This is a genomic window from Rheinheimera sediminis, assembly GCF_004005375.1.
Classification (GTDB): domain Bacteria; phylum Pseudomonadota; class Gammaproteobacteria; order Enterobacterales; family Alteromonadaceae; genus Pararheinheimera.
Genome location: NZ_RZUF01000006.1, coordinates 147,692 through 174,017, shown reverse-complemented (window position 1 = coordinate 174,017; position 26,326 = coordinate 147,692). Strand labels below are relative to the sequence as shown.

At 46.2% G+C, this 26,326-nt stretch carries 24 protein-coding genes; 13 read left to right on the top strand and 11 right to left on the bottom strand.

Annotated features, from left to right (window positions below; translation table 11 throughout):
* Positions 1-45: 45 nt before the first annotated feature.
* From EMM73_RS05840 to EMM73_RS05820, 5 genes are all read left to right on the top strand, one after another.
* Complete coding sequence (locus EMM73_RS05840; RefSeq protein WP_127685515.1) at positions 46-351, top strand: hypothetical protein; 306 nt, start codon at positions 46-48, stop codon at positions 349-351.
* Between the two features lie 186 nt (positions 352-537).
* Positions 538-861, top strand: coding sequence for a GNAT family N-acetyltransferase (locus EMM73_RS05835; protein WP_127685514.1), 324 nt, complete (start codon positions 538-540; stop codon positions 859-861).
* A 106-nt stretch (positions 862-967) separates the two neighbouring features.
* Entirely contained in the window at positions 968-1,396 is a 429-nt protein-coding gene (locus tag EMM73_RS05830) for a hypothetical protein (protein WP_127685513.1), read from the top strand.
* A 105-nt stretch (positions 1,397-1,501) separates the two neighbouring features.
* Positions 1,502-2,107, top strand: a complete 606-nt coding sequence (locus EMM73_RS05825; protein ID WP_127685512.1) for a rhomboid family intramembrane serine protease — start codon at positions 1,502-1,504, stop codon at positions 2,105-2,107.
* Positions 2,108-2,260: 153 nt separating this feature from the next.
* Positions 2,261-3,445, top strand: a complete 1,185-nt coding sequence (locus EMM73_RS05820) for an alpha/beta hydrolase (protein WP_127685511.1) — start codon at positions 2,261-2,263, stop codon at positions 3,443-3,445.
* A gap of 74 nt (positions 3,446-3,519) precedes the next feature.
* Here EMM73_RS05820 and EMM73_RS05815 read toward each other — a convergent pair whose 3' ends face one another.
* From EMM73_RS05815 to sbcB, 4 genes are all read right to left on the bottom strand, one after another.
* Positions 3,520-3,837, bottom strand: a complete 318-nt coding sequence (locus tag EMM73_RS05815; protein WP_127685510.1) for a CcdB family protein — start codon at positions 3,835-3,837, stop codon at positions 3,520-3,522.
* Entirely contained in the window at positions 3,837-4,082 is a 246-nt protein-coding gene (locus EMM73_RS05810; RefSeq protein ID WP_127685509.1) for a type II toxin-antitoxin system CcdA family antitoxin, read from the bottom strand. Before EMM73_RS05810 ends, EMM73_RS05815 begins: the two co-directional genes overlap by 1 nt.
* 112 nt (positions 4,083-4,194) lie before the next feature.
* Entirely contained in the window at positions 4,195-5,211 is a 1,017-nt protein-coding gene (locus EMM73_RS05805) for a hypothetical protein (RefSeq protein ID WP_127685508.1), read from the bottom strand.
* A 262-nt stretch (positions 5,212-5,473) separates the two neighbouring features.
* Positions 5,474-6,934 carry an exodeoxyribonuclease I gene (gene sbcB, locus EMM73_RS05800; protein WP_261373336.1) on the bottom strand — a complete coding sequence of 487 codons (1,461 nt, stop codon included), beginning with the start codon at positions 6,932-6,934 and terminating at the stop codon, positions 5,474-5,476.
* A 203-nt stretch (positions 6,935-7,137) separates the two neighbouring features.
* Between sbcB and EMM73_RS05795 the strand changes: the two genes are divergently transcribed.
* Genes EMM73_RS05795 through EMM73_RS05785 form a run of 3 tightly spaced genes read left to right on the top strand, consistent with a single transcriptional unit; the run spans position 7,138 to position 12,182 of the window.
* The gene (locus EMM73_RS05795; protein ID WP_127685506.1) at positions 7,138-7,761 is read left to right on the top strand and encodes a response regulator transcription factor; all 624 of its coding nucleotides are present in this window, start codon (positions 7,138-7,140) and stop codon (positions 7,759-7,761) included.
* Positions 7,758-10,988: a response regulator gene (locus tag EMM73_RS05790; protein ID WP_127685505.1), complete on the top strand. Its 3,231-nt coding sequence runs from the start codon at positions 7,758-7,760 to the stop codon at positions 10,986-10,988. Before EMM73_RS05795 ends, EMM73_RS05790 begins: the two co-directional genes overlap by 4 nt.
* Positions 10,989-12,182: an EAL domain-containing response regulator gene (locus EMM73_RS05785; RefSeq protein WP_127685504.1), complete on the top strand. Its 1,194-nt coding sequence runs from the start codon at positions 10,989-10,991 to the stop codon at positions 12,180-12,182.
* Between the two features lie 789 nt (positions 12,183-12,971).
* Here the strand turns inward: EMM73_RS05785 and EMM73_RS05780 are convergent.
* From EMM73_RS05780 to EMM73_RS05755, 6 genes are all read right to left on the bottom strand, one after another.
* A complete protein-coding gene (locus EMM73_RS05780; protein WP_127685503.1) occupies positions 12,972-13,319 on the bottom strand; it encodes a hypothetical protein in 348 nt (115 codons plus the stop codon).
* A 429-nt stretch (positions 13,320-13,748) separates the two neighbouring features.
* On the bottom strand, positions 13,749-14,258 hold the full coding sequence (locus EMM73_RS05775; protein ID WP_127685502.1) for a CS1 type fimbrial major subunit: 510 nt from the start codon (positions 14,256-14,258) through the stop codon (positions 13,749-13,751).
* A gap of 145 nt (positions 14,259-14,403) precedes the next feature.
* A complete protein-coding gene (locus tag EMM73_RS05770) occupies positions 14,404-15,645 on the bottom strand; it encodes a hypothetical protein (RefSeq protein WP_127685501.1) in 1,242 nt (413 codons plus the stop codon).
* A 10-nt stretch (positions 15,646-15,655) separates the two neighbouring features.
* Positions 15,656-18,136 (bottom strand): TcfC E-set like domain-containing protein, encoded by a 2,481-nt coding sequence (locus EMM73_RS05765; RefSeq protein WP_127685500.1) that lies wholly within the window; start codon positions 18,134-18,136, stop codon positions 15,656-15,658.
* Between the two features lie 109 nt (positions 18,137-18,245).
* On the bottom strand, positions 18,246-18,737 hold the full coding sequence (locus tag EMM73_RS05760) for a CS1 type fimbrial major subunit (RefSeq protein WP_127685499.1): 492 nt from the start codon (positions 18,735-18,737) through the stop codon (positions 18,246-18,248).
* A 1-nt stretch (position 18,738) separates the two neighbouring features.
* Entirely contained in the window at positions 18,739-19,494 is a 756-nt protein-coding gene (locus EMM73_RS05755) for a hypothetical protein (protein WP_222422603.1), read from the bottom strand.
* Positions 19,495-19,727: 233 nt separating this feature from the next.
* Here EMM73_RS05755 and EMM73_RS05750 point away from each other — a divergent pair, with 233 nt between their 5' ends.
* Genes EMM73_RS05750 through EMM73_RS05740 form a run of 3 tightly spaced genes read left to right on the top strand, consistent with a single transcriptional unit; the run spans position 19,728 to position 22,227 of the window.
* Entirely contained in the window at positions 19,728-20,324 is a 597-nt protein-coding gene (locus EMM73_RS05750) for a nucleoside deaminase (RefSeq protein ID WP_127685498.1), read from the top strand.
* A 27-nt stretch (positions 20,325-20,351) separates the two neighbouring features.
* Positions 20,352-21,722 carry an MATE family efflux transporter gene (locus tag EMM73_RS05745; protein WP_127685497.1) on the top strand — a complete coding sequence of 457 codons (1,371 nt, stop codon included), beginning with the start codon at positions 20,352-20,354 and terminating at the stop codon, positions 21,720-21,722.
* Positions 21,723-21,732: 10 nt separating this feature from the next.
* Positions 21,733-22,227 carry a DUF1543 domain-containing protein gene (locus EMM73_RS05740; RefSeq protein ID WP_127685496.1) on the top strand — a complete coding sequence of 165 codons (495 nt, stop codon included), beginning with the start codon at positions 21,733-21,735 and terminating at the stop codon, positions 22,225-22,227.
* Between the two features lie 5 nt (positions 22,228-22,232).
* On the opposite strand, the gene EMM73_RS05735 is transcribed toward EMM73_RS05740, so the two are convergent.
* The gene (locus EMM73_RS05735) at positions 22,233-23,864 is read right to left on the bottom strand and encodes a response regulator (protein WP_127685495.1); all 1,632 of its coding nucleotides are present in this window, start codon (positions 23,862-23,864) and stop codon (positions 22,233-22,235) included.
* Between the two features lie 341 nt (positions 23,865-24,205).
* On the opposite strand from EMM73_RS05735, the gene EMM73_RS05730 reads away from it, so the two are divergent.
* Together EMM73_RS05730 and EMM73_RS05725 are read left to right on the top strand one after the other, a co-directional pair.
* Positions 24,206-25,168 (top strand): endonuclease, encoded by a 963-nt coding sequence (locus tag EMM73_RS05730; RefSeq protein ID WP_127685494.1) that lies wholly within the window; start codon positions 24,206-24,208, stop codon positions 25,166-25,168.
* Positions 25,169-25,263: 95 nt separating this feature from the next.
* Complete coding sequence (locus tag EMM73_RS05725; protein ID WP_127685493.1) at positions 25,264-26,298, top strand: isoaspartyl peptidase/L-asparaginase family protein; 1,035 nt, start codon at positions 25,264-25,266, stop codon at positions 26,296-26,298.
* Positions 26,299-26,326: the final 28 nt, after the last annotated feature.

The following is a 26,326-nucleotide window of genomic DNA, read 5'->3' as shown; positions in this document are numbered from 1 at the left end:
CTTACAAACTGCGGCTGAACCGAACGTTATGTGTAAGGATGCTTCGTGAAGACTGTAGTTTTATACGGATTTGAAGGTGCGTTTGTTGGTGGTAATGAATACGATTACAACCATCCTGAATTACATCATGTCCATAAATGCATATTATTTTTGGCTCAGGACAGTGAACATCCGGATTTTGAATTCGCGACTACGGAATGCTCAAAGTTTGGCTTTGCCAACTTGAAAAATCTCACGGGTAAGCCGCTAAAGATTGATGTACTGAATACAGACAGTTTTCTCGGTTTTGTTGGTTTCTACGAAGAAGCATTAAACGAGGGGAGCTCAATTGTTTACTACCCAAACACATAACAAATTGCGGCATTCGGGGCCTGCAGTCCGTGCAACGCTCACAAGTTCGCGGCATGCTGGCGGAGCTAGGGCTTCATCGCGAAATCAACCAATTACGTCATCAATGATGTAGCACCGACAGCTAAAGAATATATAGCCTTAAGGTGTGAAGTCGACTGGGATAGGGTCGATTTAGTCGTGGCGCAAATGAGCTTAGATAGTTCTTTATTTCACGTAACAGTCAGAGACGACGAAAAGCTGATAGGAATGGCTCGGGTTGTTGGTGATGGTTTTATGTATTTTTACATCCAAGACGTCGTAGTTACTCCTGAATATCAAGGCCGAGGTATTGGTCGGATGCTTATGAGTAGGGTTGAAAGCTATCTTTTTAAAGTGTGTCAGGTAGGTGCAACGGTCGGTTTACTTGCAGCGCATGGTAAAGAAGCTTTCTATGGTCGTTATGGTTACATTGAGCGAGATGGCACTAATCTGGGTAAAGGGATGTGTCGATTTGTTCGTGAACAGCCCTAACAAACAATTGTTATCGCCGGCAAGAAACGCGGGTTGCGACGTCTACCCGCTGCGCGGCTTTCCGAGCTAAATTTGGGCGTTAGCTTCCAAGGAGGACATCGAAACTATGAAGTTTTCTCTCTATATATTGATTGCCATAGCTCTTTTCTGTAACAGCGCTTTAGCGAAAACAAGTCAGCTGTTTTTCCTGCAACAATTAGAGCCAGGCCACATTGTCTATGCATCCCTCATGTCCAATGGCGAATCTGCAATTGCTAATATTGCAGGAATGGGGGCATCGAATGTTAAAAAAGATATTGAGATTGACCAGGTCTTATTTAACAAATTATGGAACATTGTCTCTTCGAAGGAATTCTCTGGCTATTTATTTGAGAAAGGTAGTGTTGACGATTTAGCTAACCCAAATTTCTATACAATCAGTCTGCGCTCAGATAACTCTGGCAAAACTTATTTTAGAATACCAATAAATGATACTTCTGAGTCTGCAAGAATCCTGGTATCTACAATACAAGGACTAATTGGGTCAGGCAGCTAATAATTCAAGTAAGCGAGACAAGAGCATGTGGGCTACCGTCACTTCGTTCCGTATTGTAGTCCAGATGTTATTGCCCCTTCTTGGGGCGTTAATTCAGGACGAAGTATGAATTCTAATTACAAACCTTTTTTTACTATTGTTATATGCATTTTAACTGTGTGCGTTTCTTTTTTTGTGGCTTACCAAATATCAGGCTCAATACTTGGTAAATCCCGAATTATTTATCTTGCTGAGTATGGTGGTCTAACAGTAGAAAGTATCAAAGAATTTGAAATATGGAGATTTATCACTTCGCAGTTTGTTCATGTTTATCAGCAACATATGATGTATAACGTTTTATCTATGATGTTCTTAGGCGTTCTTCTGGAACGTAAGATTGGATTCAGATATACGCTATCCATTTGGCTGTTTGCCGGTGCTATCGGAACTCTATTTACAACACAATTTGGATCGCCTCCCTGGAATACCGGCACAGGTGCTTCGCAAGCAGCGCTGGGCTTTGCGGGTTTTGCGCTAGTATTTTATGTGGTTAAGTGTAGGCAGGAATATATACTGCTAGGTGCCATCCTTTTTGCTATTTTGCCTGCAGTGTATTTAGATATTAAAACCGCGGGGCACCCTAAACCCGGGCATTCATTAAGTTTCATTATTGGTTGCGTTATAGCCGTTTGGTATTTGTATAAACCGGAACAAAAAGACGCAGATCCTTAGTATGAGCTAAGTTTACAAGTTGCTTAATTTGGTTCCGGCTATCAACAGCTTGGTCTCCAGTGGGCCAACTAGGCTAAGCTGCGGCGTTCAGTGAGCAAAGTATTGAGTTCTGCTTTACAATTTTACCCATTCATTGACATAAGGAAGTGCTAGATGCGGAGTGTTGTGTTTGTTCTGTTCGCGGTCCTTGCTGCTTTTAATGCTAAAGCGAGTGAGATAAGTATTGGTAAAAAAGTAATTTTGTACTCGGATATTATTGGTGAAGACAGACCGATTTGGATCTATACGCCTGAGTATGAAGACAATGAGCGACTTCATGCGATTTATCTGTTGGATGGTGCAGAGCATTTTCATGCGGTCACAGGGGTGGTGAAATCGCTCACTGATTACAATTTGATGCCAAAAACTATGGTGGTAGGTATTGAAACTACCAATAGACCCAGAGATTATTTGCCAAAAGTTGTGGGGCAACCGCAAAATGAGCTTCAGGCCTTTATATCTACTAAGTGGCCAAACGCAGGTCAAACCGATAACTTTTTGAAGTTTATTCGCACTGAGCTTATTCCTTACGTCGATAAAGGTTATCCAACCTATCCACACCGTACACTGATAGGGCATTCAAATGCCGGCACTTTGGCGCTGTATAGTCTGTTTAATCAGCCAGATCTTTTTACTAACTACTTGGCCTTGAGTCCGCAAGGTTGGTGGAGTCAGGCTGAAACCCTGTCGAATGTAGAAAAACTAGCGGATGCAAAGCGGCCTTATCAGCATTTGTTTATCAGTGTTGGCGGTGAGGGCGGGCGTTTTTACTCCGGAACGCTGGAATTACTAGCGGCGATGGAGCAGAACAAACCATCTAAATTAGTCTGGACATTTCAGCAGTATCCAAATCGTGGCCATATGAGTAGTATCTTACCGGCCTTGTCAGAAGGACTAGAGTATTTATTCAGTCATTTGAATTTCGCCATTACGCCAGAAATAGCAAAGTACGCGGATGTTTCAGCCTTAACCGCGCACTATGCAGAGCTTTCCAAAAAAGTCGGATTTATCATGGCTGCGCCGGTGAACAGTTATGTTGAGTTCGCAGAAGCTCAAGCCGAGCAGCAACGCCATACTGCTGCAGTTACTACGTCTCAAACCTTGATTCAGGCATACCCTAATCTGCCTTACGCCCATATGGTGCTGGGCCAGCGACTGTTTGGGGCAGGGCAACCTAAAGAGGCCGTAGCGAGTTTTGATAAAGCAATTGCGCTTGGCAAAGCCCAAAAACTGGACGAGCAGGTGCTGGATGCTTTGATGGATATGCGTAAAAAGGCCGCCGAGAAAGCAAATCAGTAACATTAAATGGCATAAAAAACTTTGGGAGCGACTTCAGGAGCAGATAAAGAGTAACAAGGCTCGAAAACTGTCGTTTATATCCCTGTGATCAGGAAATCAACCGCGGCAATAATCTCATCTCTGAAAGCTTGTAAGTGGGTCACAGGGTTTATCAACAGTTTTGTTGGGAGGCTGGTCATCTGGTGAGTCAGAATTACAAAATCTCCTGTGTCTAAGTGAATTCTTGGGCATAGGTGCTGAGGAGCCTTTTTATCCAGGAGAGCCAATGGTGTCAGCGGCACAACAAGACGGGTATTCAGGGACTCAAGTAAATCACTTTGCACATCAACAAAATAAGGGTAGGTTTTGGCAGTGCTTGCATCATTGTTTTGGTAGAGCGTGAATTGCGACATTAAAATGCCCGAAATGAGTCAGAGAACAGGCCATGCTTTTCAGTTAGATCATTGCAGGCTGCAATAGCATCAGCATTTTGCGCAAGCCACTGTGCTTTCAATCGTTGACTCACTTCCAGTTCCAAAGCTTTTTCCATAGTCGCGGACAGATTGATATTCAGTCGTTTCGCTTCAGCCAACAATTCGCTGTTCAAGCTAAGGTTGGTTGCTTTTTTTGGGGCTTGTGAGCTGAACGTTGCTTTCATAAAATTACCTATGCGTATGTCGAATGCGCATTCAGTATAGGCTTAACCAAACTGCTGAACAAGTAATCAATATGTCTGAGTTTGGTTACTTTTCTTGAGTCACATAAAAACCTTAGTCCCCACCATCCTTTTTCTTCTCCGTCCCAGGCAAAGTGGTTTTTTGCTTCACTTCTTCTGTCAGCTCATTTAGTAAATCATCAGCCGGGGCGCGAGTTTCGTCTACTTTTTTATTGGCTTTATCTTTGGCCCACTGTTTGGCCTCTTTTTCCAAAGTGGCTTTGTCTTTTATCGCAGAGACAGGCTTCTTCTGGTTAGCGTCCGCTCTGGCTTTGGCTTCTTCGACGTATTTTTTTGCTGCTTTGAGTTCTTCTGCTGATTTGCCGGTAAACTGCTTTAGTACGTCATCTTCGGTGGGTACTGCTTCCTGAGTCATTTCTGTGAAGCGTTGTTTAGGTGCACTTAGCAACTCAGCTTTACCAGCTTCGACCTGTTGTTTGATTTCTTCTACCGGATCCATGGCTTTTTGCTTCAGGTTTTCTTCCAGCGCATTTTGCACTGAACCTCCTGCTAAACCTGTTTCAACAAAACCAGTTTGTTCTTCTGACAAACCCAACCCCTGGCCTATTTTACCTGCCGCTGCGGCCACAGCTTTTTGTTTTAATTTTTCAGGGCTGGTGTAGTCGAGCAGCTCTTTGGGCCAGCTTGGTATGATTTTTCCCGCAGCGCCTTCAACCACCTGATTGAATATTTCGGTTTTACCGCCCGACACCAGCAAAATAGCCATTTGGTTATGCTCTGAGTTCCAGACAAAGCCGGCTTTTTCGGCCAAGTGAGGCAAAGGCGAGTGTTCTGATACCACAAAAAACAGTGGGCCTTGTTGTTGAATGGCTGTTGCAGTGTTTAATAAAGTAACGGCGGTGCGGTAGTTATCTTCACCCATTAAAGCCACCATAGGGTCGCGGATCAGCGGGTTCTCAAACAGCTTTACATCCAATGGGTTAAAACCAACCAGGGGACGTAATAGTTCACCCAGAAGTTGGGCCTGCGAGGTCATTAATAAGGCTGGCGCTATACAACCTGTTAATAACAAACTACATAACATCACTTTGATTTTTGACCACAACTTCATCACAAACTCCGCACCCAAAAACAATATTGGTTAATTAATGCGCGCAGGCTAGCAGAAGTCTGATCTGAAACATAGATGGCTGACTGGCAACTGAATAAAAATTAATAAAAACCGTCGTGTTTGAAGTGAACCTAATAATGAAGGATAGACGGGCGGGTTGTAGGTGCCTTGGCTTGTCCGGGCCCGTCAATGGGCACCGCGGTATCATTAGACGGGCGGGTGCAAGACCCGCCCCTACAATTTTTTATCAACTAGCCTGAGTTTATAAACTTTGAGCATATTGAAATAACGCCTTGAGGATATTCATTTTTTTCACGTCATCACCAGCCTCGTGTGCCAGATTCTCCAACGCCAAACCAAATTCTTCAAAGGTTAAATTAGGTTTATCCAGGCCGTGAGTTAGTTTGTCGCTGCGATAGCGTTGCCAGCGTTGTTGCTCCTGATCGGTCAGGCTTTGTGGGTAGTTGCGGGCGCGGTATAAAAACAGCAGTTGGTTTAATCTGTCTTCGCTAAAAAGCACAGGGTTAGAGGCCAGTTGATCGGCGCTCATTAAATGCAGCTGTTCCATCCGCTGTTTATCTTCGTTGGAGACAAAACCGTTATAAAGCTGATAATCCGGATTAGTCTCCACACTGAAGTCTGTCGGCAACTGATACAGCTCCATCACCTTAGGCTGAATAGCAGAGCGGTTTTGGCGCAGCCAGTCCAGATGCTTAAGGCAGGCTGTTCTGTCTATGCCCAAATCGGCAGCGCGTTGCTCTGATAAAGTTTTAGCCGGAGATAACACTGGGCACTTGTTGAGATGGATCAGCTTTAAACCAAGCCGTTGCTGGTCTTCGTCTAAGTCAGCGGTTTTGGTATACAAAAGTTGCTGCAATGATGCTAAATCCAGCTCCAGCAAAGGTTTAGGATCGGCTTGCAGGTTGTAGCAAATCACGGCGTTTTTATTGGTTGGATGCGGCGCCAGAGGCACTATCCAGCTCACACAACCCTGAATAGCGGGGAAGCGACCCGACACATGCACCAGCGGCGTTAAATTGACCAAATCAAACAACTTACTGACTTCAGTTTTTTTGCGTAAATCCAGCAGGTACTGAAACAACTTCGGCTGTTTTTCTTTTACCAGTTTGGCAATGGCGATAGTGGCATATACATCAGACAAAGCGTCGTGTGCGCGTTGGTGCGACAAACCATTAGCTTTGGTTAAATCTTCTAATTTAAAGCTTGGGCTGCCATCGGCTTTTTCTGGCCAGACAATGCCTTCAGGGCGCAAGGCATAACAAGCGCGCACTATGTCGATTAAATCCCATCTGCTGTTGCCCTGTTGCCACTCACGGCCGTAAGGCTCATAAAAGTTACGGTACAAGCTGTAACGCGTGACTTCATCATCAAAACGTAAGCTGTTATACCCAAGCACGCAGGTATTAGGCTGGCTGAACTTTTCCAGAATACGGCGGCAAAATTCAGTTTCAGGTAAACCTTTTTGATTACATAACTGTGGCGTCAGGCCGGTGATCAATGCTGCCACCGGATGAGGCAAATAATCGTTCGCCAATTGGCAATACCACATGTCGGGTTCGCCAATAGGGTTTAAATCTAAATCGGTGCGAATACCACCAAACTGGGCCGGGCGATCTTTTTTTGGATCCGCGCCCCAAGTCTCATAGTCATAAAAATAAAAGCTGGCCTGTGGTGGTGCCAGTGGTGTCGATGGTTGGCTCAAATCAGTGGCATCCATAAATGCGAAAACAAAGAGTGGGCAGTGTAGCACTGGTAGCGAAAGGCGTCGATTGGGATGCTAAGACGTGACAAAAAATCAGATTAGTCCTATGGGCTTAATCAGCCTAACTGCTTAGGCTATTTGGTCGGTAATTGTCTATGCTGTGAAAAAAGTTGTATCCCTGAATTTATTGACTGGAGTAAAGCATGTTACCTATTTCTGTCGCTGTGGTAGACGATCATCCATTTTTACGTTTGGCGGTGAAGGCTGTGCTGGAGCGACATAACTTTGAGGTGTTGGCTGAAGCCGATAATGGCATAGACGCCATTCAGTTACTGAAAAACACACCATGTCAATTGATGGTCCTGGATTTGGATATTCCACAAATGAGTGGTTTGGAAGTGATACGCAGGGTTTGTCAGCGTTACCCTGAGACTCGCATTCTGGTGCTGACAGCGCAGGAGCCATCTGTCTATGCGGTGCGCTGCATTGAAGCCGGAGCTTATGGCATAGTTTCCAAGGCTCAGCCGCTGGACGAATTGGCAGAAGCGGCGCGTTTAGTGCTCAAAGGCAAAAAAGTATTCCCACAACCTGAGCTCTATGGCGAACAGCTGGCAAGCTCTGAGGCTGCTTTATTGGCCAGTTTAAGTAACAGAGAGCTGCAAATCGTTGAGCTTCTGTGTAAAGGCCATGCCAACAAAGATATTGCTGAAACTATGGCCATTAGCCATAAAACCGTCAGTACTCACAAAACCAATATTCTGGCCAAGCTGAACTTAGGCTCTGCTATGGAGCTGTTTGATTTTGCCAAGAGGCATAATTTGTCATGAAATTAATGGTGTGGACTTTTTTGCTGCTGATTCCAATGCTGTCTGCTGCGCAGCAATTGCAGCTGTTTTCCCGCAGCACTGCAACCATACAGGTCGAACAAACAGAGGCCGAGCAACAATGGCTGATGAAGAAAAAGCAATTGGTGTTTGGTGCACTCTATGATGAACATCCGCCTTTTGTACTTAAAACTAATGGCAAAGACTTTGAAGGAATAACGGCCGATTATCTGGGGTTAATCAGCTCTGCGTTGGCCTTGCCGGTGGACATTCGCAGTTTTGCTACTAAAGCTGATTTGATAGCCGCAGCGCGCGAAGGCACCATCGATTTTTACAGCTATGCCCGTATGAATGAGCTGGATGTCGCTGATATTGTCGCGACAGAGTCTTATGCTGATGATATTCCTGTGCTTGTGACCACCACTTATCAAAGGTCTGTGGAAAAAGAAAATACGCAACATGGCTCTCATCATAAACCCAAGTTAGCCTTTTCCAAGCACTATGTAAGCCTCGAACGACTTCAGCAAAGCTTTCCTGACGCAGATTTGGTGCCCTACGATAATTTAACTCAAGCGCTGGAAGCTGTGGCCTTAGGCCATGCCCAGTTGTATTTAGGCAATGTCATCAGCGCCCATTATTTAATTCATACAGGCCATTTTTCAGAGCTGAATATCAGTAACTTTACGCCTTTAAGCTCCGGACATTTTAATTTTTATACTTCACAACTACAGCCTGAGCTGCTGGCTTTATTGAATAAAGTCATAGCTGCTGTGCCTCATACAGAGCAGCAACAGATTTTGCAGCGCTGGAGTGCAGGCCGGGCGCTTTATATGTTGGCAGAGCGTATTGAATTGTCTCAAGCCGAGCAGAGTTTTATTGAACGTAACGAGCCAGTTCGTATTGTGCATCCACTGGGCGATACACCTTTTCTAATGGGATCCAAGGATTTAAGCCAAGGCGTTGGTATTTTAAAGTCATTAACTGAAGCCATTAGTGCCAAAACCGGGCTGGAGTTTGAGTGGGTGCCTGTACGGTCGCTAACCGAAATGCTGCAATTGCTAAAAGAGGGCAAGGCCGATTTGTCGGCTATTTTGTCGCCTAATGAAGAACGCGCGGAGTTTTTGAATTTTAGCCGGCCTTATCTGGTTACCTCCTATGCGGTAGTTACCCGTTCCGATTCCGCGACGCCACAACTGCGGATTGAGCAAATGGCAGGCAAAACCTTAGCCATTCAGGACAATCATGCGATCGTGTCTTATTTGAAAGCGACTTATCCTAAGCTGAAGTTTAAATTCGTTGAAAACCTGCAGAAAAGCGTGGAGGCAGTATTAGAAGGTCAGGCCGATGCTTTGGTGGAAAATCTGGTGATAACCAGGTTTTATGCAGAGCAGACCTATAAAAACCAGCTGCAAATCAGCTCTAGTTTTATGCCATCCGGTGCTCGTTTTACGTTAGCCGTGCCCAAACAGCAAAGCGAGCTTTACAGTATTCTGGACAAAACTCTGTTGAGTATTCCACCGGATCAATTGGCGTTGTTGTCGGACTGGTCTGTGAATACGGCTGCCCCCAACTTTTGGCAGACATATCGCCAGCAGCTTATACAGGCTGTAGCTGCTTTTGCAGTTATTGTGCTGGCATTCGTATTCTGGAATTTTTACTTACGCCGTCAGGTGCGCGAACGCCAGCTATTGCTGGAACAAGTGGAGCAAGCTAAAGAGCAGGCCCTTGAGGCGAGCAAAGCCAAAAGCTTTTTCCTCTCGACTATGAGCCATGAAATTCGCACTCCGCTGCACGCCATTATCGGTACGCTGGAGCTGGCGAAACGTCAGGCCGATGAAAAGCTTTGGGATTTCACCGCCATAGATATTGCCTACGATTCAGCCCAGGGTTTAAAAGAGCTGATTGGCGATATTCTGGATCTCGCGAAAATTGAAGCAGGCCAGTTGGAGCTCAAACCGCAGTGGCTGCTGTTACAGGATGAAACCAAAAGGCTTTATCAGGTGTTTGTTGGGATGGCCAAAAGTAAAGGTTTGTATCTGAATTACAAAATGGATCTGGCGTTAGAGCCATATCAGATAGAACTAGACCCTTTATTGTATAAGCAGCTGCTATCCAACCTGCTAAACAATGCCATCAAATTTACGCCGCGGGGTGGGGTGGACTTAAGTTTAACCTTGCTTAAGCTGCAGGAAGACCATCTGCTGGTGAAACTTTGTGTCAAAGATACAGGGGTTGGTTTGACTCATCAACAAAGCGCAAAAGTACTGAAACCCTTCGCACAATTGGCGAACTCAGAACAGGTTTCAGGTGAACGCGGTACAGGTTTAGGTTTAAGTATTTGCCAGACTATAGTGCAATTGATGCTGGGCAGCTTTTCTATTCAGAGTGAAGAAGATCAGGGCACCGAAATTCAAATAAAACTGCTGTTGCCTTATAGGGCTGCTGCGCTGAGTGAAGCTGACAAAAAACGATCAGCAGAAAACGCAGACGAAAACCAGCACTATCAGCCTTTAAAGCTACTGGTAGTGGACGATCATCAGGTGAATCGTCTGTTATTGCAGCGCCAATTGAGTTATTTAGGGCATCAGGTTTGGCAGGCGGCTGATGGTAGTGAGGCACTGCAGTTGTTAGCACAGCAGCAACTGGATTTAGTTCTGACCGACTGCAATATGCCACTGATGGATGGCTATCAGCTGGCCCAAGCTATCCGTGCTGACCAGGACTTACAGCATTTAGTGGTACTGGGGCTAACAGCCAGAGCACAGTCCGATGAAATTGCCCGCTGCATAGCAGCTGGTATGAATGACTGCTTATTTAAACCTATCAGTATCAATGAATTACAGCAAAGTATTCAGAAGTACGCCAAAGGCAAAGCCGCTTTCAATATCGACGCTTTATTTGTGTTGGCAGGGCCTGATCCAGCCTTTGCCCGCCAGATGCTGTCTACTTTGTGTCAAAGCAATAGTGAAGACATAGAACAGCTGAAACTACTGCTGCAACAATCGAATTGGCATGCGCTTAAACGACAGGCGCATAAAATCAAAGGTGCTGCTGTGCTGGTGCAAGCTGAGCAGTTAATCGACAGCTGTGAAACGCTGGAAAAAGCCACAGAGCAGCAGATCACCAGTGCCAGTTTACGTGTGCTGGCCGCCTTAAAAGTGTTTAATCGTGAAGCACAACTATGGTGCGATAACAGCCAGAAGGAGCTGGCCTCAGAGAAGGAAAACTAAGTGCAAAACCCCAATGTATTAGTGGTAGAAGATTGTGCGGCACAGCAACTGTATGCCGGGCAACTATTAAAACAGTTGAAGATCCAGCATATCAGTTACGCATCCGATGGTGAGCTGGCTCTTGAGCTGTTAAAGCAGCAACGCGCTGATCTGATGCTGATCGACCTGGACATGCCGCAGATGAATGGTGTGGAGTTATTACGATCCCTGGCAAAACAGCAATTATGTCAGGCCGTGATTATCACCAGCGCTAAAGATGCTTTGTTACTCCATAGTGTTGCCACTATGGCCGAAGCAGACGGTTTGCAGGTACTTGGCACTCTAGCGAAGCCGCTGAATAAAGAGCTGTTGAGTCTGTGTCTGAGCCGCCGTAAAGCCGAAGCTTGGTCTGTTGATTCTGAGATGAAAACTCCGCTGTTTGATCAAAAAATGTTGTGTAAAGCCATTAGTGAGCAGCAATTTTCGCTTTGTTATCAGCCGATAGCAGATATGAACTCAGGAGAGATCATCGCAGTAGAAGCCTTAGCACGTTGGAATCAACCAGAACTTGGCATGGTAAGGCCTGATCGTTTTATCAGAGCTGCCGAGCAGTGGGGTCTGATTAACGAATTAACTCTGCTGTTATTGGATCAAGCGTTAAAACAACTACAAAAGTGGTACGAGTTGAAGCTTGTAGTGCAGCTGTCTTTTAACCTATCGCCTTTGTCTTTGTCAGATACTGCTTTTATGCAGCAACTGCAGCACAAAGTGCAACAGTCTGGCATCAAACCACAATTAATCTGCTTTGAAGTGACTGAAACTCAGGATTTTAGTCAGCTTTCAGCCGCTATTGAAAGCCTGGCAAATTTACGTTTGGCAGGTTTTAGCATTGCCATAGACGACTACGGTACAGGCTTTGCCAACGCGCAGCAGTTATCCCGTATACCTGCCACCCGGTTAAAGTTGGATCGAAGTTTAATCGACGGCGTATCAGAGCGATCACAACAGCGGCTGGTATTGGAAAACACCATTCAATTGGCGCATAAGCTGGGTTTAACATTGATAGCCGAAGGCGTAGAGAGGCTGGCTGACGCTATGCTGATTAAACGATGTGGCATCGATTTGGTGCAGGGCTATTTGTACTATAAGCCTTTAACGGCAGAAGACTGTACTGCGGTACTTAGTAATAGCTTGGATCAACAGGCAGCGAGTTAAAACCGATAAACAGTCCTATGCATGGTCTTGTGATCGGCGGAAGAAGCGTAGGGGCAGGGTTTATCCCTGCCCGTTTTTTTATCTGAACGACAAGCAGCCAACAATGCAGCAGTTTCAAGTATGACGGGACACCTATTGCCGAAAGCAATAGTGAACAGCTTTTTAAACGAAACTTTAATAGAGCCAGACTGCACAGTTGTGCTTTGTCATAGTTCACAGCAACAGGTGGCGAGTTAAAACAGATAAACAGTCCTATGCATGGTTTTGTGATCGGCGGAGGAAGCGTAGGGGCAGGGTTTATCCCTGCCCGTTTTTTTATCTGAACGACAAGCAGCCAACAAGGCAGCAGTTTCAAGTACGACGGGACACCTATTGCCGAAAGCAATAGTGAACAGCTTTTTAAACGAAATTTTATAGAGCCAGACTGCACAGTTGTGCTTTGTCATAGTTCGCAGCAACAGGTGGCGAGTTAAAACCGATAAACAGTCCTATGCATGGTCTTGTGATCGGCGGAGGATGCGTAGGGGCAGGGTTTATCCCTGCCCGTTTTTTTATCTGAACGACAAGCAGCCAACAAGGCAGTAGTTTCAAGTACGACGGGAACAAAACATAGGGAGTGTTTTTGAACAGCTTTAGCTGGCCCTTTTTGGGTGAGCGCCATGGATGGCAGCGAATAAAAAAACATAGGGAATGTTTTTTAACATTGGAGCGCAGCGACGATGGCCCTTTTTGGGTGAGCGCCATGGATGGCAGCGAATACAAAAACATCGGGAATGTTTTTCACTCACATCATCCCTGACGTTCGCCTTTGGCAGCTGGCGCTGTGAAAAATGGCTGTCCTGCCATTTTTTGAACAGCTTTAGCTGGCCCTTTTGGGTGAGCGCCATGGATGGCAGCGAATACAAAAACATCGGGAATGTTTTTTAACATTGGAGCGCAGCGACGATGGCCCTTTTTGGGTGAGCGCCATGGATGGCAGCGAATACAAAAACATCGGGAATGTTTTTCACTCACATCATCCCTGACGTTCGCCTTTGGCAGCTGGCGCTGTGAAAAATGGCTGTCCTGCCATTTTTTGAACAGCTTTAGCTGGCCCTTTTGGGTGAGCGCCATGGATGGCAGCGAATACAAAAACATCGGGAGTGTTTTTTAACATTGGAGCGCAGCGACGATGGCCCTTTTTGGGTGAGCGCCATGGATGGCAGCGAATACAAAAACATCGGGAATGTTTTTCACTCACATCATCCCTGACGTTCGCCTTTGGCAGCTGGCGCTGTGAAAAATGGCTGTCCTGCCATTTTTTGAACAGCTTTAGCTGGCCCTTTTGGGTGAGCGCCATGGATGGCAGCGAATACAAAAACATCGGGAGTGTTTTTTAACATTGGAGCGCAGCGACGATGGCCCTTTTTGGGTGAGCGCCATGGATGGCAGCGAATACAAAAACATCGGGAATGTTTTTGAACAGCTTTAGCTGGCCCTTTTGGGTGAGCGCCATGGATGGCAGCGAATAAAAAAGGCAGGTAAAACATCTACCTGCCAAAGGCACCGGTTGGGGTTGACGAGGAATTATTCAGCTGGCGCTGGTTCTGCATTTGGCAGTGGAGTTTCAAAAGATAAGCTGACCACACCAGAATAGTTATCCGGGGTGTAGCTTGCGCCCGTTGCTGGCGCTATGGTCATATTCACCACCTGACCAGCAGCAGCCTGGGTCGCTCCCAGTACGTCGGCTGCAGTTGAATTTAAAGTGACGCCGTTAACAGCTACGGCCAGATCTATGGTATTGGCCAGCAGACTTCCGGTTAGAGTAGAACTAGTCACTGCCGCCTGAATAGCGCCTGTGGTACTGCCCATATGCAGCTGCTTTTGAATAGGTGTCAGTACGTTATTAAAAGTATTCCATTCCATACGTTGAGGTGCAGTAAATACGTCGTCCCCTGGTAATGCATTGACGAAAAAGCTAGTGGACGGCACTTCAGCAATAACAGTGATTTGTTTCTGTTCGGTTTGGGCGGCAAAGCCGGATGCTGACAGACTTAACAACATGGCTGAGGCAAGAACTGTGTTCAGATTTTTCATAGCTAAAAGCTCCTTAAATCAAAAAGTATGCAGCCCTTGTGGTACTGCGACATTGATGAGCAACTCATCATGATGTTTATGGTAGGCTGGTCCGATACAGCAGACTATCGGACTAATCTGATCTGATTTTATTATCTAACCTATGCTACAAACGAGGTTCGATCATCAATGCCACTGAACCGGAATATTCACCACCCGGATTACTGCCAAGGGCTGATGCTACATCTTTGGCATTGACTTCAAAGTGCACTATGCCTGTGCCGTTAGTGATCTTTTGGTCTGGTGTAAATTTAACCCTGCTTGGACTTGCGTATAGTCGTATTCGCTCAGCAGCTATGCCATAAGGTGCTTTCATGCCTTGTGGCATGGTGATCGTTGTCATCACCGTAATTCGGTGGCCATTACGGGCGTTTCTTAATCCGCAATAAGGCGCCATATCGACATTACATTGCAGATAAATACTCAGTGGCCCGGTGCTCCAGATTTGAAAAGGAATATCTGCTTTCACTGATTCTGTCATTTTCCCTGTGGCCAGATAGTCCTGCCAGCCTTTCGCTGGTTCCAACATAATTCTGCTGCTATTGGCCGGAAAGCGCAGCATGGTCTGATGTTCCACATTCAGGTTAATGTTGACGATAAGCTGAGGGTCGGCATAGTCGCCTTCGCCCATATCAAAATCGGCGCCGGTTCCAACACTGAATACCAGTCTGCCTTTGTATTGCCCGTTTTCCAGTTTCATCGGTGAATCGGTCAGCAGCTCATACACAAAGGCGATTTGGGTTTGTTCAAGACTAAAGCTTTGGGTGCTGGGTAAAGGGTCGGAGTTAGAAAACAATCTGTAGCAATTACCACCTATATTGTCGTAAGGGGAGTTGATGTCCCATAAAAAACTAGTGGTATTGCCACGAGATGTAGATCCGGCCAGAACCCTCGAACAATTGCCGTTGTTGATACCAGGCATAATGCCGATACCACCACTGCCAATCATCGAATACAGCGAGTTTATCCCGCCACGACTGACATAAGTTCCGCCTATGCGTTTGATTTTAAAGGTCACTTCAGTCTGGCGACCGCTTTCATGCTGTAACATGACCTTGCGGGCAGAGGGAAATTTGAGATATAAGTTATTTCTGGGATGCGTATTGTTCTTGATGAATCTGTGGTTGATAAAACTGTCGACAGTGATGGCTTTGTAGCGTGTGTAGTTCCAGATGTAAGTGCAGAATGGATCGTTACAAGGCGTTACATCGGTCAGGCGTTGTTGGCTTGAGGCTGAGCTGTCCGCTTTAAATTCGGCACTTACTGTGACTTCGGCAGCCAGCAATGGCTGGTGTTGTACTGAAAAATACAGGCAAAGCATCAGGCCAAAACTACGAACATAATTCATCAGGTGCTCCTTAATTTGGCGCAAAGGTTGTTGGTGTTTGTTGCTGTGGTTCAGCTTGACTGACGCGAGTGTCGCAGCGAAGATCGCCAACAAATAACAGATCTTGCTGCTTTTGTTCTAAGCTGGTATCCAGCTCAAAGTGGCAGATACTTTCCCCTTGCTGCAGTACATCCAAAGTCGGGCTGGACTGACGCATGGCTAGCGTGAAAAAGCCACTGGCTTCTGTCACAGTGCGACTGGAGTGATTCAGTACATGCTGCCCGGATAGTGGTTTTCCTTGCTGATCCACTAAACGACCCGCCACTGTTACTGTTTTAAAAGCAGAGAGTTTCATATAGTCCACACCGCCTTTATTCAGGTGATAACGTTTTACTGATTGCGACAAGCTGGCGTACTCCGAGCCTTGTTGTTCAATATCAAAACTGACAGTACCGGGGCTATAGGCTTTGACGGGGACCAGGTTCATTCCCGGCGCTAACATCACACTTTGGCCAGCTGAATCATGGGCGCGGAGTTTTAGCTGTTCCACGTCAGACTCCAGTTCGACGATAAGGCTTGCGCCTTCGTAACTACTATTGCTGCTGGCGGTCATACCTTCAGTTGAAGCAGCAATAGTGCTGCTCAGGTTGAGCCCAGAGCTGAATGTGCCGTCGTAAGAAGACCGTGTCATATAGACATCCCCATAAAGATACTGATTCTTCAGGCTGCTGTTCGCAGTCAGGCCGATGCCATAATTGTCTACGCTTGCGCTGGCGCCTATATGTTGGATACTGCTGTTTTCAACTTGAGTGCTCCAACCTGCTTCCGCTGTGTTTTCTTTGCTGCCATCCCGTGATGTTCTGTTGCCCAGTGCTGCGTAGTACTGTGAGGTGTTTTTGCCAAAGTTAATATTTAAACTCAGCTCCACTCCGGTATTTCGATAGGCGACCGTGCCTGACAATGCAGGGCGGTTAAAGGCAGTAAAACGCCAGCTGCTGTTGGTATCAAAATTTTGCTGATGGTATTGCCAGTTCAGGTCAACCCCAGTTCCCAAACCTTGTTGATGTGACAGGCGCACAGAGCCACTTTGGCTGGCACTAATGCGCTGATGCCAGCTTAGCGCTGAACTACGCTGTGTCCTTGCTAGTGATAGTGCAGTTGCTTTGGTTTTATTAAATTGCTGGCTAAGCATCAGGCTGCCGCTATCAAAACTGTAAATAAACTGACCGTCCAGGCCATAGCCTGAGTTTTGACTGTTATATAGATTGGCCAATAGTTTGCTGCGCTCGCCAAGGTTTAGATCCAAAGAAGTGCCTAGCGAAATAGCCTGATCACTGTACTGACCGGATAAACCCACTACAGTGTTAGGGTTGAGCAGGTAATTGAGTGCAGCCCCTACCGTAGCGCTGCCTTCAAAGGCCGACTCAGTGTTATTAAATAGCTGAGTCTGGCGACCAGCAAACAGGCTGTAACGTAGTGGTTCAGACGGGTCTTGCCACACAGTGGGTTTGTAGATCATTGCTTCGGATTCAGAGAGCAACTGACCATCCTGTACTACTCGTAATTGCACCGCATAAATACCTGTTGGTAACACTTTGGTGTCGATCGTTTGTAAACCAGCCTGAACTTGCTGGCTATTGATCAGCTGATTATTACGATGAATCTCAACGATAGCAGGACGGTCTGCAGTGACATAGACAGCAGTGGTGCTCGGGTAGTTGTGGTCGGCCACTAAGGTATCGGATGAACTCAGCATCAAACCCAGCATATTATCGCCACCAGCGCCGCGGCCCGGAGTCAGGTTCAGGCCCTGAGCTGTGCTGGCGAAATAACCAGCCCGCAAGGCTTTGCCTTCAAGTTCATACTGACTGTAGAGCTGGCTTAAACCATAGTAGGTGGACTCGTTGCCTAAACCGCTGCGGGAAACTTGTGTACCAGTGTAGTGGGTCCAGTTTCCTGTGCTGCCCATCAGTTCCATACTGTAATAACGTGAGCTGGAGGCACCTTCAACATTCATTAGATTCAATTGGTTGTGCATAATCAGGCCTGAGCTGCCAGCGTTTGGTAAGGCTTGATATTTTGTGGTTGCTGAGCCTTGTTCTGCATCTTTGGTGACGATAGACAATCGAGCGTCCTGCAGGCTGTATTCCAGAGCTAATAAGCCGCTTTTGCAGTTCAGGCATTGACCCAAAGCTGTTTTTTCTGTCAGTGCCGCAAGCCAAAACTCACGATCACTGTCGGTGTATGGGCTGTCGTACGCGTCACTGAAAGCGAGTAACTGGATCTGTTCGTCGAGAGTCAGCACCAGTAGCCCATCCCCCAAATAGTTGCCGTTCAGCTCTACGCGGATCGCAAGAGGCACATTAAACAAATGTGCGGCAAAATCCTCCGGCAGTTGCTCCGCCTGCTGTTTCAGGGTGCCGATTGTCTGTTGATGCTGAGCCAGAGCTGGAATGCTCAGGGCAGTGCAACTGATGAAAATGGCTAAAGATGTAACTGAACACGCAGACAATAGCAAAACCTCCCGCTTTAATTTGGGTTGGTGCCATGCTAAAGACGAAGGCGGGTAGAGACTATCGGACTAGTCTGAGTTTGTTGTTAGCCTGAGATCCTTGAAGTGGTTAAGGGACAGAAGTCTCCAGTAGCAGGGTGACTATCCCGGTGTAAGTACCTGGGAAATAAGGTCGACCATCGGCTCTGGGTTTTGTACTTATGCTTAGCTGAACCAGGTTTTGTTCTAAGGCTTCTGTTGCTGACAATACTGGACTGTTGCGTAAACCAAGCTCAACCTGATTTAACTTAACTTTGAGGCCAATGCTTTCAGCGCCGTTGCTAAGCTGAGGAGTGTTTAATAGTCTGGCGCTGACTGCTCCTACGGAGCTTTGGATCAACAGTTGCTTATGCAGTGGGTGGAACTGGCGCCTCGAGATATCCCACTCCATACGCTGAGGCTGACCCAACCAAGGGTCAGAATCTGGGGTTGTAACGATAAAGTTAGTGCGCGGCAGTTGCATCACCAGTACAAAGTCTTTTTTAAGCGTAATAGCCGCGTTTAGCGAACCACTGATCAGACTCAGCAACACTAGTACGTAGCCGCACATCCATTTGCGCATCTCAAAACTCCTGCATCTTTTTCATATTGCCTTCCTGCAACTCAAAGCGATAATGGCGGCCTGCGTCTTTGAGCAATGTTTTGGTTTTACCCGGCAGAATATGCTCCAGTATGGGCTTGTCACAGTTGGTATTACCGGTGTCACACTGAGTTAGCTTATCCAGCTTAATGGTGGTATTACCGTTATTGCGGATCACGACTTTGTCGTTGTAGGCTGTGATCTGGGTGTCATACAGCTCTTGCGCCGGATGCACAAAGACGATTGTGCCGTAACCTGCCAGCAGGTTAAAACCAGCCTGCAATGAGCTGTTGTAGTCGGCACTTTCTTCGGCGCTTAAGTTAAAGTTGTCGTTGACGTCCGGCAACACAGGAATATAACGCACCCGAAAGTAACGTTCTTTATCGCGTAGGCCAACAAACAATAAGCGAGCTGACTGAATGCCTGAAGCCGGAATAATCAAACGGGCAGGGCTAACAATTAAAGTATCGGCATTTTGGCTATCACCTAATATCTCGCCGGCTTCCACTTCTTTGGCGATACCTTTGTCGTCATAAACAATCTCATGCACTGTCACGCGAACAAAAGCTGTGGCGTCCCCAGCGTTATAAATACGTTTAAGTTCAGTGCTTTGTTTACCACTGATATAGTCGTGCAAAGTGCCGACGTTAATATTAGGAGCTGCGGCATAACTGGCTGAAGCCATCAGGCCACTAAGGACTGTGAGTGTTTTGAGCAGAGTGCATAGTCTGTGGCGCATTTCAGATCGCTCCTTAGGGTGAGTGTGCCTGGCGGAATACTAAAAATATTTACCAGCAGTAAGGCGCGTTAATCTAAAGCCTGACTGATGTGTTGTGGATCAGACTTGTCTGATTTTGCTCTGTCGAGGTTATTTCATAAAAATTTAGCAGCTAGTGATTTTTTACTTGTAGCCCAGCTGATATAAAGGTAAAAGGTCGGCCCAATTTTTTGTTACAAGCGACAGGAAAAATCATGAAAGAGCGTATTGGTTTTGTTCACCAGCCAGGCAGTGCTGTGACAGTAGAATTACCAGATTGGGTGGCATCTTTTGTCGACTGGCAAAAAACCTATCACAATGATGATGAAAAAATGGCTCTGGCCATTGAGTTATCAAAACAAAACGTTGAACGTGGCACTGGTGGTCCTTTTGGTACTGCTATTTTTGATCGCGCTTCAGGTCAGCTGTTAGGGGTAGGGGTAAACCGAGTGGTGCCTTTAACTAATTCCACCTTACATGGTGAAACTGTAGCTATTATGATGGCCGAAAAAGCGATCGGTACTTTTACTCTGGCAACAGACAGTGGTCGGGAGCTTTTTACCTCCTGTGAGCCATGCGCCATGTGTATGGGCGCAGTGCTCTGGAGCGGCGTTAACCGTATGGTCTGTGCTGGTGCTGCTGAAGATGCCAGAGCTATAGGTTTTGACGAAGGCCCGGTGTTTGAGCAGTCTTATCAGTATTTAGAGAATGCTGGCATAGACGTGGTGCGTCAGTTTAAGCGTAGTGACGCCAAAGCGGTGCTTGATGACTACAAAAACTCTGGTGGCCGGATCTACAACGGTCGGGATTAAACTTAGTGCTCAGGGATGAAACTTTAAGTGAAGGATTTAACGCGAGGCTCGGTCTACAGGCAAATCCTTAGTCAGGCTTTGCCTATGACCCTGGGGATGTTGGTGCAAACCCTGTATATTTTGGTTGACCTGTATTTCGTTGCGGGCCTAGGTACCCATGCTTTGGCTGCAGTTGTTAGCAGTGCCAACCTGATGTTTTTGGTGATAGCGCTCACCCAGGTACTCAGCGTCGGTTTAGTCGCGTTGATGGCCCCGGCTGTTGGCGCACAAAATCCGACTGAGGCTAATCGGATTTTCCATCAGGGCCTATGGCTGGGTTTGGCTGGCACCTGCGGGCTCTTCATGTTTGGGCCTTTTCTGGTTCAACCTTATGTGCGGGCGACTTCAACCTCAATAGAAGTGATTTTATTAAGCCAGCAGTATCTCAACTGGTTTCTGCCTGGTTTGGCATTGCAGTTTGTTTCTGTGGCGCTGGTTGCCGGCTTACGTGCCACTGGTAATGTAAAATCCACTATGAAAATTCAATTGCTGACAGTATTTTTAAATATTTTGCTGGCCCCTGTTCTTATCAATGGCTGGCTGACTGGATATGCCATGGGTGTGGCTGGAGCAGGTTTAGCTAGTACTTTGTCTGTAAGCGCAGGTTTGGTTTTATTGCTTTTTTATCTGCACAAACAAGAGCTATATTTGCATCTTCGCCAGATTAAAAAGCCAGATTTTAAAGTATTGCGCCGACTACTGGCCATTGGCTGTCCTGCTGGCGCTGAGTTTTTGCTGATGTTTGTGTTCAGTGCTTTGGTGTATGTCCTGATTAAAGATTTTGGCTCAGCGGCCCAAGCCGGTTTCGGTGCAGGGATGCGATTGGTCCAGGCTATTTCTTTACCAGCTGTGGCTATTGCCTTTTCATTACCAGCAGTTTTTGGTCAAAACCTTGGTGCAGGTCGGTCGGATCGCATTAGCGCAAGCTTTAATGCCGCTTTAAAAATGCAACTTGTGGCTATGGGGTTACTGTTTTTAGTTTGTCAGCTTGATCCTCTATGGTTGATAAGTTTTTTCAGCTCAGACCTTGATGTCAGGGCTGCAGGTAGCGATTTTATTCAGATTACTTCGTGGAGTTTATTTGCTTCGGCAGTAGTCTTGACTTGCTCTGGTTTGTTTCAAGGCTTAGGGAACACTTTGCCCGGTTTGCTAAGCTCGGTTACAAGATTTTTGGTTTTTGCGTTAGCGGCGATCTGCTTAAGTCAAAGTCCTGCTTTTTCGCTGCATAATTTATGGCTGATTTCAGCTGCTTCTGTGGTGGTGCAAGCGGTTTTTAGCTTTCTGCTTGCCAGACACCAACTGATGAACACAGGCCGCAGTGTTGAAACCCCACTGCGTAAAAAAAGTTTATCCTCATAAGGATTGTTGAATGTTATTTGTAGTGATGTTAGGTGGTAAACACCCAAAAGCAAAAATTGAAGTGCATGATGTTGTTTTTGTTACAGGCAGCTGCATTGAAGATTGTTACCCAGAGTTACGTCAGCAATGGTTTGGTACTTCGGAGGGGATGCATATTGACTCCTGGATGCAGGTGGATGGTATAGAGGGCTATCAGGTACGATTTTCTGAACAAGCGCCTGCGGCTGATGAATTGCGATTATTTTTCATCAACTTAGGTGGCTACACCCCAGGTACTTTTGGTGAAGATCACCATTACTTACTGGTCACCGCCAAAGACAAAGCACAAGCCAAACAAAAAGGTAAAATGCATCTACCGAAAAGTTGGGATAAACCTCACACCGATGCGGTAGTGGATGTTGACGACTGTATTGCGATTGATCAGATAGATGGTCGTTATGTGCGTTTGGTCCAGGGCCACTACAAAGAGACAGTGCATCGGTCTGACTATATTGTTTTGGCTTAAAAGCTTTACAGCTGAACCTGAGACAAACCTGGTTGAGTTTTCTTTAAGGTTGCCACATATTTTTCGAAACGTTCTTGCTCACTTTTACCTAATTGATTTTGTCTCAGTACCCTGGCTGCGTTACGGGCGTAATTAATAGCTTCGCCTGTGACACCAGCACTCTTGCTCATAGCTTGTAGTAAGTTCAGTGCTATCACCGGGTTGGTTGGCATAAAGTCGAAAGTTTCACAAAATAATGATACAGCCCGACCATACTGGCCCATGCGGTAGGCATCAGAGGCTTCGGTATTAATTTGTTTGATCTGCTGTTTTAGGTTTTCGTGTTTGTCCTGTTCAAGTTGCAACATGATGCGCTGAGTTTCGGTCAAGAAATCATCGTCATACAGCATGATTTTTAAACGATCGATACAAAGCTGGCTGGAATACAAATCTCCCAGTTCAAAAAACGCTTTGGCTGCGTCCATACAACTGTCGATACTCAGATCATCCAGAGAAAAACCCTGAATTTGCTGCATTAATTCGCGGCCTTCTTTGATGGCGCCGCGGCAACTGCTCATGCGGCTACGTAAAATCACAGTTTCGCGTTTGAGGATGTCTACGTTAAAACGCTTGTGCAAGGCATCCAACAACTTAGCTGCATTTTGTAAAATAACAGCTTTTTCCAGCGCAGATACACTTTTGGCCTGGTCAACCAGAGCACGGGCATGATTCAGATAATTATCAGCCGTATCGTCTATGGAATGGCGAGCGCCCTGAATGATTTTTCCGGCAATTCGAGCTGCTAAATCGGTATGGCCCAAAATAACACATAAGTTACTTAAGGTTTTTTGTCGACTGACGTTTTTTGGGGATAATGTGGCTGCTTTCGTCAGTGTATCAAAGGCTAATTGATAACGGCCATGGCGCACATACAAACGAGACAACCAGTCCAGGGCTTCAACTTTGGTGTCGCCAAACTGAGTCAAGTCTGCCAGCTCCAGCTCGGTATCTTCCCAGAGCTCCAAATAAAAGCAGCATAAGGCATGGCCTAAACGCGCCCAGCTGTAGGCTTTTTGTTGCAATACTTTTTGATAAAATACTTCTGCTTTATCGTACTCACCTAGCTTTAACAGTAATTCACCTTTGAGCCGCATGGCCTGCAAGGCGTAGTCTGGTTTAGTGCGCATGACAAGGTCACATTCGCGCGTAGCCTCTGAATAGTCGTGTTCAAACAGACGGAAAAATACTTTTCGAAGTTCTATGCGATGTTTAACGGCTCTGATGATCCGCTCTTCTAATGCTGAAGAAGTAAAGGGCTTTAATAAGTAGTCATCAGGTTGTAATTCAATGACTCCATGTACAATTTGGCTTTGGCTCTCAGCGCTAATCACAATAAAACAGCAGAGTGGGGCTAGTAGTTGTTGTTTTTTTAAGGCTTCAAAAAGCTGATAACCGTCTTTGCAGTCTCCCAAATTAAAGTCACATAAAATAAAGTCGAAAGGCATGTCTATGCATTTTTGCATAGCTTCGCCGGCATCTTTGGCCATATGAATAGCCTCAAACCCCATTTGTTGTAACATTCCTTTTACAGTGGCTCTGACGGGCGCACAGTCATCAATGACCAAGACTTTTTTTAGACGAAAAAATGACTGGTCCATAAAATTCTAACTCTTACTCTGCGTTTCGCTGACAACTCACAGCTGATACTTTTTTGCTAGCATACTAAATAGCTCTGCTTAGACTGTAAAGGATGTTTATAGCTGTGCACCTAGCCGTACTTCTATTGCAGTTTTCTGTTGAATGTTAAATATAGCAGAAATATCTTATGTTTCTTTATCTGTGTTTTGTACCCGCTAAAGAAATCAGTGTACTGCGCAAGAAAACGAGAAAAAAGCTTCTGGCCTGAGTCGCCGCTATCCTAAGTTTAATTGTTGATTCGCTTAGTTCACACTTATGGCATAATCAAATCGTTTCATGCGTAGTTTAAGGTTGTACCTCCTTGTTTAAATTCATATTTTCTGCTGTCTTTTTGTACTTTTTTGCCGTTTGGGGCTTAGCTGCCGCTCCAGTGGGCTTTGATTCTGCAAAGAAACTGGCAAGTCGTATTTATGCATCTGAAAAGCAAGAGTTTTACTGCGGTTGTCCAATTCGATGGCAGGCCGGTAAAGGCATCCCTGATCTTAGTGCCTGTGGTTATCAGGTACGAAAAAATGGGCCTCGCGCCAGCCGAATTGAATGGGAGCACATTATGCCAGCCCAGCAATTTGGTTCTGCTTTGTCCTGCTGGAAAAATGGCGGGCGTGAGCTTTGTGGGAAAACAGATAATTTGTTTAAACAAATGGAAGCTGATTTATTTAACCTCAAACCTGCGATAGGAGAAGTGAATGGTGACAGAGCACACTACCGATTTGCACTGTTACCACCTCAAGCACCACAATATGGTTCATGTGAGGTAAAAGTGGATTTTAAAAGTCGGCAAGTTGAACCAAGAGCACAGATCCGTGGCGACATAGCTCGTATTCATTTTTACATGGCCGACAAATACAACATTCCTTTGGCCAAAGCCCAGCAACAGCTGTTTATGGCCTGGCACCAGCAGGACCCTGTTGATGAAGCTGAACTTAAATTGCAGCAGCGTATTGCCCAGCATATGGGGCATGGCAACGACTTTGTAACAGGTCGGAAAGTCTGGCAACTGGGTTTTAAAGCCTCTGGTTTCGGCGTGAAGAAACCTGAGGTGACTCAAATTGCCGCTGTCACATCAATTCAGCCAGAGCTCGCTCCCGGTCAGGTGCTGGGCAATAAACGCAGCAAGTTGTATCATTTAAGTCATTGCGGTGGTTTTCGCCAGGTGTCAGAACGTAATCAGCAATGGTTTGAGACAGAACAGCAAGCCTTGGATGCAGGATTCAAAAGAGCTGGTAATTGTAGTGCGGAGACGTCCATAGGCGCTGGAGACTGAACCCCTATTCTGGCAAAACTAACCTGAGTAACTTGCATCTGTGAGGGAGTTCGCGGTACAACCTTGAGTACAAAGTTTATTGGCCGGGGATTTTTATGCGTCGCACTATTAGTTTTTTAGCCTGTTGCTGTTTTTCTGCTTTGGTTTCGGCTAACCAGGCTACAACTCCAATCGCTATAGTGCTCCATGGTGGTGCAGGCACCATCAACAAAAGCCAGCTTACAGAGGCACAAGAGCAAGCCTATCACGCGACTTTAAAGCATGCGGTTGAGTCGGGTTATGCTGTGCTGGAAAAAGGTGGCAGTAGTGTTGATGCCGTGACAGCAGCAGTGCTGGTGATGGAAGATTCGCCACTGTTCAATGCAGGCAAAGGCGCTGTTTACACCTACGATGAAGGCCATGAACTGGACGCCTCCATTATGCGGGGTGACAATCTGATGGCTGGCGCGGTTTCTGGCGTCACTACAGTGAAGAATCCAGTATTGTTGGCCCGAGCTGTGATGGAAAAGTCAGAGCATGTGATGCTTTCAGGTGCAGGTGCTGAGCAATTTGCCAAAGAGCAAGGACTGGACCTGGTAGAGAACTCTTATTTTGATACGGTATTTCGCTTTGAGGCCTTAAAAAAGGCTAAACAGACTATGCAAAAAGTACCACAGCAGGCGAAAAATTATCGATTAACGGCGCCGTGGCAACCAGAATGGAACATGGGTACAGTAGGTGCTGTGGCCATAGATCGCAGCGGATTGCTCTCTGCAGCTACCTCTACTGGCGGTATGACAGCGAAACGTTATGGTCGTATTGGGGATGCGCCTATTATCGGCGCTGGAAATTTTGCAGACAACACTAGTTGCGCAGTTTCTGCCACTGGTCATGGCGAGTTTTTTATTCGTTACCGGGTCGCCTCAGATATCTGTGCCAGAGTAAAGTACCAGGGTATCAGTGCCGATAAAGCGGCGGATCTGGTGATTCAACAGGAACTGGCTAACGTAGGTGGTTCAGGAGGTGTGATCCTGATTGACTATAAAGGTAAAGTCAGTTGGAGCTTTAATACCGAAGGCATGTACAGAGCGAAAAGACTTGAGGGTGAAGCTGCTGTCACTGAAATATTTAAACAGGGCCAGAGCAAATAACGTCCACTGGTCTAAGCTTAGAGTGTTG